This is a genomic window from Amycolatopsis sp. NPDC051903 (genome assembly GCF_044452505.1).
Taxonomy (GTDB): Bacteria; Actinomycetota; Actinomycetes; order Mycobacteriales; family Pseudonocardiaceae; genus Amycolatopsis.
Genome location: NZ_JBITBT010000080.1, coordinates 1 through 8,622 on the forward strand (window position 1 = coordinate 1; position 8,622 = coordinate 8,622).

Annotated in this window: 5 protein-coding genes; all 5 read right to left on the bottom strand. The window is 73.7% G+C overall.

Translation table 11 applies throughout. The annotated features are described in order from the left end of the window. Positions 1–1,543, bottom strand: a 1,543-nt coding sequence (locus ACIA77_RS52125) for a PEP/pyruvate-binding domain-containing protein (RefSeq protein WP_395893698.1), incomplete at its 3' end; no start/stop codon positions are given. 85 nt (positions 1,544–1,628) lie between these two features. Then, entirely contained in the window at positions 1,629–4,313 is a 2,685-nt protein-coding gene (locus ACIA77_RS52130; protein WP_395893699.1) for a cation-translocating P-type ATPase, read from the bottom strand. Beyond that, the gene (locus ACIA77_RS52135) at positions 4,310–4,999 is read right to left on the bottom strand and encodes a hypothetical protein (RefSeq protein WP_395893700.1); all 690 of its coding nucleotides are present in this window, start codon (positions 4,997–4,999) and stop codon (positions 4,310–4,312) included. The genes ACIA77_RS52130 and ACIA77_RS52135 overlap by 4 nt, the downstream gene beginning before the upstream one ends. Beyond that, a complete protein-coding gene (locus tag ACIA77_RS52140; RefSeq protein ID WP_395893701.1) occupies positions 4,996–6,081 on the bottom strand; it encodes an acetate/propionate family kinase in 1,086 nt (361 codons plus the stop codon). The genes ACIA77_RS52135 and ACIA77_RS52140 overlap by 4 nt, the downstream gene beginning before the upstream one ends. Positions 6,082–6,099: 18 nt before the next feature. Continuing rightward, a partial coding sequence (locus ACIA77_RS52145; protein ID WP_395893702.1) for a GNAT family N-acetyltransferase occupies positions 6,100–8,622 on the bottom strand: 2,523 nt, incomplete at its 5' end.

The following is an 8,622-nucleotide window of genomic DNA, read 5'->3' on the forward strand; positions in this document are numbered from 1 at the left end:
TCAAGGAGTCCGCCATCGCAGTCACGAAGGCCTCCTCCTCGCCCCGGGCCAGCAGATCGCGCGGGTGGCGGCCGCCGAGGGCCTCGGTGAGCAGGAATTCCGCACGCAGCAAGCCGACCCCGTCCACGGCCTGTGCCGCGACTTCCTCGGCGTGCTCGGGCATCGCGAGGTTCACGTAGAGCCGGGTCCCGATCGTCTCGGCTGCCGCGGGAGCCACCACCGGCGTGGCCCGAGCCGGCTCGTGCACCACCGCACCGGCCCGCACTTCGCCCTTGCTCCCATCGACCGTGACCAGCGTCCGGTCCGCGAGCACCCGGGTGGCGTCGCCGGTTCCGACCACGCACGGCACCCCCAGTTCCCGGGCGACGACGGCGGCGTGGCACGTCATCCCGCCGCCGTCGGTCACCAGCCCCGCCGCCCGGCGGATGGCCGGCACCCAGTCCGGGTTCGTCATCGGCGCCACCAGCACCTCGCCCTCGCGCAGCCGCACGGCTTCAGCCGGGTCCCGCAGCACGCGGACGGCACCACTCGCCGCACCGGGCGACGCGGCCAGCCCGGTGACCAGCGCGCCCGCTTCGGGCTCGCGGTCCGGCGGCAGGGTCGTGATCGGCCGCGACTGCACCAGCCAAGTGCGGTGGTCCTCGATGGCGAATTCCACGTCCTGCGGCACGCCGTAGTGGTCCTCGACTCGCGCGGCCAGGCGGGCGAGCTCGAGCACCGTCGCGTCGTCGAGCACCCGGCGCCCGCCGGCCTGCGCGGTCAACGGGACCGTGACGTCACCGCCGCCGACCTCCGCGATGACCTTCAGCGATTGGGTGCCGACGCGGGCGCTGAGCACCCGCAGGTCCTGTTTGGCCACCACGTAGGTGTCCGGTTCGACGGCACCGCTGACAATCGCCTCGCCCTGGCCGACAACCGCTTCGATCACCACCTGGTCGCGTCCGGCTGTCCGCGGGTCCGCCGTGAAGATCACGCCCGCCCGGTCGGCCAGGACCATCCGTTGCACGACCACCGCGATCGCCGGTTCCCCCGCGTACCCGCGGCTCGCGCGGTAACTCACCACCCGTGGTGAGAACAGCGACGCCCAGCAATCCACAACCCGCCGGAGCAGGCTCCGCTCGTCGACCACGTTCGTGAAACTCGCGTTCATCCCCGCGAACGAGGCCTCGGCCCCGTCCTCCCCGGTCGCCGACGAGCGCACGGCTACCGTGGCCTGCCCACCGAGCGCGCGGTACGCCTCGCCGACCGAGGCCGCGAGCTCGGCGGTCAGGCCGGCCGAGCGGACCAGGGCCCGCAGCCGTTCGCACGTTTCGGCCAGGGCCGCCGCATCGTCCACATTCGTCAGAGCCTTGGCATGCTCGTCCGCGATCTCGGCGCGCACCCCAGCGGCCTCCAGCGCCGAGAAGTAGCCGACCCGGGTGATCACGAAGCCGTCCGGCACCGGGAACCCGGCGGCGATCAGCTCACCCAGGTTGGCGCCCTTTCCGCCTGCGGCTTCGGCGTCGGCGAGCCGCAGATCGGCGAGATTCCGTACGCAGTCCATGGAAGTCCTCCCGAAGGCCGGGCGCGGCGTTCGCACCGGCTCTCCCAGCCTGGTCGCCCCCGGGCACCCGCACCGGAGCACAAAGTCACCGGGCGCGGGGCGGACGTCCCCGTGTCACCCGCCGGAAGAGCTCGTCGGCGCCCCAGACGAGTACCGGCATCGGCAGCAGCATCGCCAGCGCCCACGCGGGCAGCGGCGCCATGCCGAAGACGTCCCTGATCCCCGGTGCGTAGATCAGCAGACCGGCGAACAGCACCTCGAACACGAGGCCCCAGAGCAGCAGCCGGTTCGTGGTGAGGCCGACCTCTCGCAGCGGCACGCGTTCGGTCCGCGAAGCGAAGGCCGTGCCGATCTGGCACGCCACGATCGCCGCGAAGCTCGCCGTGGTGGCCTGCAAGTACGCGTGGTGCAACGGCGCGCCCGCCGAGACGTCGGCTCCCGGCTGCCAGCCGGCGGCCCACAGCACCGCGAAGTACGCCGCCAGGACCAGGATCCCCGACAGCAGGCCCATGATCCCCCACGCCCGCAGCAGCATCCGCCCGGTCACCACGCCTTCACGGCGGTCCCGGGGCGGGCGCGCCATCAGTCCGGGCTCCGCCGGCTCGCGCCCCAGGGCGAGCGCCGGCAGCGTCTCCGTCCCGAGGTCGATCGCCAGGATCTGCAACACGGTCAGCGGCAGCGGGACCGCCCCGCCGGAAATGGCGAACAACAGGAACGGGAGTACCTCGGGCACCGCGTGGGCGAAGATGTACAACACGAACTTGCGGACGTTGTCGAACACGCGCCGGCCCTCGCGCACCCCGGCGACGATGGTCGCGAAGTTGTCGTCGGTGAGCACGACCGTGGCCGCTTCCTTCGCCACGTCGGTGCCGCCGATCCCCATCGCCACGCCGATGTCGGCGCGCCGCAGCGCGGGTGCGTCGTTCACCCCGTCGCCGGTCATGGCCACGACTTCACCACAGTGGCGCAGTGCGTCGGCGATGCGCAGCTTGTCCTCGGGCGTCGCACGGGAAAACACGACTTCGCCGCCCTCGACGAGGACGGAGTCGAGCTGCTGCTCCGGCATCTTCGCCAGTTCTCCGCCCTCCACCACCCGCTCGGCGCGGATGCCGACGCGGCGGGCGATCTCGGCGGCGGTCAACCCGTTGTCCCCGGTCACGACGTGGACCTTGATCCCCGCCGAGTGGCAGTCGGCCACCGCCGGAGCGACCTCGGCCCGGGGCGGGTCGACGAGACCGGCGAACCCGGCCAGGCACAGGTCGTTTTCGGTTTCGCCGCGGCTCGGGGGAACGGACGGGACGGCCCGGCGCGCGATCGCCAGCACCCGCAGCGCCCGCCGGGCCATACCGTCGACCTGGCCGGCCAGCTCGGTCCGTCGCTGCGCGGTGATCGGCATTTCGATGCCGGCGTCCGTCAGCTCCGTTGTGCAGAGCGGGAGCACCTGTTCCGGCGCGCCCTTCGTGGACACCACGAGCTGCCCGTCCAGAGAGTCCACAGTGGACATCCGTTTGAGGCGGGGATCGAACGGGTGCAGCACCCGCCGGGCCGCCTCCCGCGCGGCCACCGAGACGTCCGCTCCGCGCTCGGCGGCGTACGACAGCAACGCCAGCTCGGTCGGGTCGCCGGATCCGGTGGCGAGGTCCGCGGTGCTGCACCGGGCGAGCACTCCCACGGCCGCGGGCTGGGCCGTCGGTGCACCCGCCGGGTCCCGCAGCTCCTCCACCCGCATCGAGTTCCGCGTCAACGTCCCTGTCTTGTCGGTGCAGATCACCGTGGTGGAGCCGAGCGTCTCCACCGCCGACAGCCGCTTGACCAACGCACCGGCCTTCGCCATCGATCGCACGCCGGCCGCCAGGGCCAGGGTGATCGTCGGCAACAGTCCCTCCGGCACGTTGGCGACGAGCAGGCCGATCGCGAACACGAACGCCGCCGACCACGAAAGGCCCGCGGCCACGCCGAGCGGCAGGAACCCCACGCCGACGACCAGCGCGACCCCGGCGATCAGCCACGCGACCCGCCGGACCTGCCGCTCGAGCGGGCTCTCTTCGCGGCCGATGCGGGCCGAGAGCGAGGCGATCCGGCCGATCTCGGTGTGCCGCCCGGTCGCGTGCACGACCGCGCGGGCGGCGCCCGCCACGCACACCGTGCCGCTGAACACCAGCACCGGAGACTCGATCGGCCGCGCAGCACCGTCGACGGCATCGGCGGTACGCGTGACGGGAGCGGACTCGCCGGTGAGCATCGACGCGTCCACGTCGAGCGTCCCGTCGACCAGGCGGGCGTCCGCGGGAACCCGATCCCCCTCCGCGAGCAGCACGACGTCGCCGCGCACCAGTTCGCTCGCCGCCACGGGTGCGACGACCCCGTCCCGCACCACCGAGGTGCGCTCCGGCAGGTACTCGCCCAGCGCCTCCACCGCACGTTCGGCCTGTTGTTCCTGGTAGAACGCGAGCAGCCCGTTGAGGACGATCACACCGACGATGGCCACGGCGAGGTTCGCCGTCCCCGCGAACCAGGCGAGGCCGGCGGCGACCCAGAGCAGCAGGGCGAGCGGGTGGACGAATTGGCGCAGCAGCTCGAGGGGCCACTGCGCCCGTCCCCGGCGCGGCAGCTCGTTCGGCCCTTCGACCTGCAACCGGCGCGCCGCCTCACGAGTCGTGAGCCCGTCCGGCGCGGACCGGAGATCCCGCAGCAGCAGCTCGACCGGCTCGCGCGCGTCGACCTCAGGGGCTTCGGGCTCCACGGCCGACGGCCGGACGGGTGTCGTCATGCCGCCCCTTCCGGCGGACCCGCCACGAGGACCACAGCCTGCGCGACGCCCGCGTGCGGTCCGATGGCTGCCGAGCGGATGAGCACCGCGGTCTTCAGACCGTGGGCCGCGGCGGCGAGGCGAAGGGTGTGGCAGGCGGCACCGGCCAGGATCTGCTCGTCCACCGTGTCGCCGTTCGTGACCACCAGCAGCCGGGCGCCGAAGCCCCGCAGCGCACGGGGCTCCCCAGGCGGCAGCGGAACGACGCGAGTACGAGGCCAGTCGTTCTCGCGGGCGAGAGCGGCGAGCACCTCCGTGTCGACGGGCGCCGGTGTTCCCGGCGCAGGTCCCGTGATCCGGCGCAGCGCCGAGTACCGGGCCCAGTCGCGATCCGTCGCCGGCGCCGGCTCCCGAACACGCAGCGCCGCCACGACGTCCGGCCGGTCCGGGTCGTGCGGGAACCGCACCCGGGAACGCGCACCCAGGACCCGCAGCACCACTCTGGCGGTCGACAGCGCAGCACCACACGCCGCGAGCTCGCGGTCCGCACCACGGCCGTGCCGCGACGACGAAGTGAGCGCGACCGTGACCTCGTCCGGCTGCACCTCGACGATGCACGCGGCCGCCGGCAGGCGGGAGAGCGCGTCCACGAGGACGGCCCGCGCCGAGCGGTTCCAGCGCACGGCCGGTTCGGCCACGCCGGTCATCCCGGCACCCCGGCACCCAGCACGGCCTCGGCGCCGCGAGCGAGTTCGAGTTCCTCGCGGGTCCGCACGATCAGCACGGGTGCCGCCGAGTCCGGAGCGCTGATCACCCGGTCGGCGTCGGTGCGCTCGAGCGGCGCGATGCGCAGGCCCAGCACGCCGAGGCCGGTCGCGATCGTCGCGATCGCTTCCGGCTGGTACTCGGCCACGCCACCGGTGAACACGAGGGCGTCGAGCCGGTCGAGGCTCGTCGCGGCCGCACCGATTTCCCGCCGCAGCCGGTGCACGTAGACGTCCACCGCGCACTTCGCGTCCGGGTCTCCCGCTGCCGCGGACGCGAGCGCGGCCCCCAGGTCACCGCTGCCGCCGCTCATCCCCGCGATCCCGGAGCGCGTGTACAGGACGTCGATCATCTCGTCCGGCCCCATCGACGCGGTCTTCATCACGTGCAACAGCAATCCCGGGTCGATGGAGCCCGAGCGGGTCGCCATCGCGGGTCCCTCCAGCGGGGTGTACCCCATCGACGTGTCGACGCTGGCCCCGTCGCGCACCGCGGTGACCGACACGCCCGCGCCGAGGTGCGCGCACACCACGTGCAGGCCGGTTTCGCCCCGGCCCAGGAGCGCTGCGGTCCGGCGCACCACGTACGCGCACGACAAGCCGTGGAATCCGTAGCGGCGCAACCGGTTCTGCCTGGTCCACGCTCGCGGTACCGCGTAGTGCGCGGCCGCGTCGGGCAAGCCGGCGTGGAAGGCGGTGTCGAAGCACGCCACCACCGGCACGGCCGGCAGCAGGGCCCGCACCGCGCGGGTCACCGCCAAGGACTGCGGCTGGTGCAGCGGGGCAAGGGGCGCGAGCCGTTCGAGATTCGCCAGCAGCGCATCCGTCACCAGCTCGGGCTCCGTGTGCGACCCGCCGTGGACGAAGCGCACCGCGACGGCGTCCGGGCGCGCCCACCGGTGCACGGCGTCGGACACCAGCCGGGGCTCCGTCAGCTGCCAGGCGGTCCAGCCGACCGCGGTGCCGTCTTCGACCAGGGCGGCTTTCAGACTCGACGAACCGGGGTTCAAGGTCAGGATTCGCACCGTCACTCCTCAAGCGGGTCAACCGGACAGTCGGCGGAGGAAGGGATCGATGGTGTCGCGCCGCTCCAGTCGCACGCGCACGTCGACAGCCACGCACCCGGACGCGTGCACCGCCAGGGGGTTGAGGTCCAGCTCGGCCAGCTCCGGAACGAGCACCGCCAGTCGAGCGACCGCCAGCAGCACCTCCCGCACGGCGGACCGGTCGATCCCCGAGGCCCACAGCGCGTCCGACGACCGCAGGCCGTCCAGCAGCAGGTCGGCGTCCGCGCCCGTCAGCGGGGCGAGCCGAGCGGCGTGGTCGGCCACGACGTCGGCGTCGACCCCGCCCAGCCCGAACACCACGAGCGGGCCGAACACCGGGTCCGACCGCACACCCACGAGGAGTTCGCGGCCGCAGTCGACCATCGGCTGGATCGCCACGCCGCGCAGAGCCGGACCGAACCGGGCTTGCAGCAGACGGTAGGCGTCACGCGCCCCGCCGGCGCCGTACACCCCCAGGAGAACGCCGCCGTCCCGGGACTTGTGCTGGAGTCCTCGGGCGTCGGCCTTCACGGCCAGCCGGCCCGCGAGGTCACCGGCGACGCCGATCGCTTCGAGTTCGTCGCGGGCGTAGCGCGTCGTCACGAGCGGAAGACCGGCCAGCCGCAGCAGCCGGTAGGCATCGGGTGGGGGCAGCCAGCCGGCACCGTCGGCGGCGTGGCCGGCCGCGAAGGTCCGCAAGGCCGCACCGTCGATGTCCGGCAACACAGGCGGGTCGTCGCCGCGATCAAGCCACTGCGCGTAGCCGGCGACCCTCGCGAGAACAGCTGCGGCAGCCGCCGGGTCGTCGTAGGACGCGGTCACGGCGGCGCCGGTGTCGCCGAGCGGCGCAACTCGCGCCCGCTGACCGGGCCGCACGGCGAACACGGTCTTGTCCGAGCCCGAAACCACCTCCGCCAGGGCGGCCGCGGGATCACCCACCGCGGTCGGGACCGTGGCCACGAGCACCGCGTCGACGCCGTCGTCAGCGACCACGGTGCGCAGAGCTCGCCCGAACGCGCCGGCCGGCACCGCGGCCGTGGTGTCCACCGGGTTGCGCGACGTCGCCTCCGCCGGGAGCAGCGCCCGCAACTGCTCCACGGTCTCCTCCCCGAACACCGCCATCGTGAGGCCTTCGCGTTCACACGCGTCCGCTGCGAGCACCCCGGCTCCCCCGGCGTTGCTCACCACCGCGACCCGCCGCCCACGCGGCAACGGCTGCCACGACACCCCCGCGAGCACATCCACCAATCCGGACACCGTGTCGACCGCGATGATCCCGGCCTGTTCGTAGAGCGCGTCCCGGGTCACCGCGGGCGTGGCGGCTGCCGCGGTGTGCGACGCGGCCGCGCGCTGGGCCGCTTCTCCGCTGCCCGCCCGCACCGCCAGCACCGGCCGGCTGCGCGCCAGCCGCGCGGCCAGCCGGCCGAACTTGCGCGGGTTGCCGAACGACTCCAGGTACAGCACCACGATCTCGGTGCGCCGGTCGCTCGCCCACCACAGGAGCAGGTCGTTGCCGCTCACGTCGTACTTGTCCCCTGTGGACACCAGCGCCGAGACTCCCAGGTCCAGCCCGGTCAGCGCTTCGGTGAGCGCGATGCCGACTCCGCCCGACTGGGTCGCGATCCCGATCCCACCGCGCAGCGGCGGCCGTTCGAGGAAGGTCGCGTCGAGCGGACACGACGGCGCGGTCGACACCACGCCCAGGCAGTTGGGCCCGACCAACCGCATCCCGTGTTCCCGCACGGCTTCGCGGACCCGTTCGCCGGCCGCGGTGCCGGTCAGACCGGACGTGATCACCACCACCGCGCGGACGCCGAGGGAACCGCACTCCTCGACCGCGTTCGCCGCGGCCTCGGCGGGCAGGCAGACCACCGCCAGTTCCGGCACCACACCCAACTCCGCGACCGAGGGCGCGCAGCGGACTCCGAGGATCGACGACGCGTGCGGGTGCACGACCTCGACGTGCCCCGGGTAGCCGCTGCGCAGCAGGTTGGCGAGCACGGCGTGCCCCACCGAACCGGGCCGGCGCCCCACCCCGATGACCGCGACCGACTCCGGGCTCAGGACGTGCGCGAGACTCGCGGCCTCGGCGACCTCGTCGCGATGGGCGACCGCGTCCGGGTAGTGGTCGGCGTCGAGCCACAGCGTGAGCGACCACTCGGCGCCGTCGCGGGCGACGCGGTAGGGCAGCCCCAGTTCGGAGAAGACCTTGATGACCTTCGCGTTTTCGGCGAGCACCTCCGCGACGAACCGCTCGATCCCGGCGGCGCGCGCCGTTGCCGCGAGGTGCTCCAGCAGGAGGGTCGCGATGCCGTGGGCCCGGTGGGTGCCGTCGACCACCAGGGCGATCTCGGCCTCGGCCGAGCCGGCGCGCCGTTCGTAGTGGGCCACGCCCGCCAGGTCCGCTCCGAGGAAGCACCCCAGTCCGGTGTGGTCCTCGCCCGGCCCACCGGCGATGCGGGCCGCCAACCGGTCCATCGTGGACGGTAGCGGGCCGAAGAAGCGGAAGTAGCGGTCGCG

Bases quoted from the DNA above. Each gene is read 5' to 3' on its own strand.
- ACIA77_RS52130 (WP_395893699.1), bottom strand. From the start codon at position 4,313: ATGACGACACCCGTCCGGCCGTCGGCCGTGGAGCCCGAAGCCCCTGAG.
- ACIA77_RS52135 (WP_395893700.1), bottom strand. From the start codon at position 4,999: ATGACCGGCGTGGCCGAACCGGCCGTGCGCTGGAACCGCTCGGCGCGG.